Source organism: Nonomuraea candida, from assembly GCF_000725485.1.
GTDB lineage: Bacteria > Actinomycetota > Actinomycetes > Streptosporangiales > Streptosporangiaceae > Nonomuraea > Nonomuraea candida.
Map to the genome: position 1 here is coordinate 1 of NZ_JOAG01000149.1, position 541 is coordinate 541.

General features: G+C 70.1%; 1 protein-coding gene. It reads left to right on the top strand.

Going from position 1 to position 541, the window contains the following annotated elements; genetic code table 11:
- On the top strand, positions 1–541 hold a 541-nt coding region (locus IO39_RS43450; RefSeq protein WP_043637717.1), incomplete at both ends, for a serine hydrolase domain-containing protein.

Below are 541 nucleotides of genomic sequence, written 5' to 3' on the forward strand. Positions count from 1 at the left end.
ACGGGCACGTGCGGATCGGCAGCAACACCAAGACCTTCACCGCCACCGTCGTGCTCCAGCTCGTGGCCGAGGGCCGCGTCGCGCTGGACGCCCCGGTGGACGACTACCTGCCCGAGTTCGGGCTGGACCGGCGCATCACCGTGCGGATGCTGCTCCAGCACACCAGCGGGATCTTCAACTTCACCGGCGAGTTCTACGAGGACGGCACCTTCGCCCCCGGCATCCCGGCCACCATGGCCGGCAAGGAATGGGCCGACCACCGCTTCCACACCTACAGCCCCGAAGAGCTGGTCCGCCTGGCCCTGGCCAGGCCCGCCCGCTTCGAGCCCGGCACCGGCTGGAGCTACGCCAACACCAACTACGTGCTGGCCCGCCTGCTCATCGAGAAGGTCACCGGCCGCCCCATCGCCGCCGAGATGCAGCGCCTCATCATCGGCCCGCTCGGCCTGACCGGCACCAGCCAGCCCACCACCGAGACCGAGATCCCCGCCCCCCACGCGCACGCCTACTACCGCTACGACGAAGACGGCGAGCACAAGAC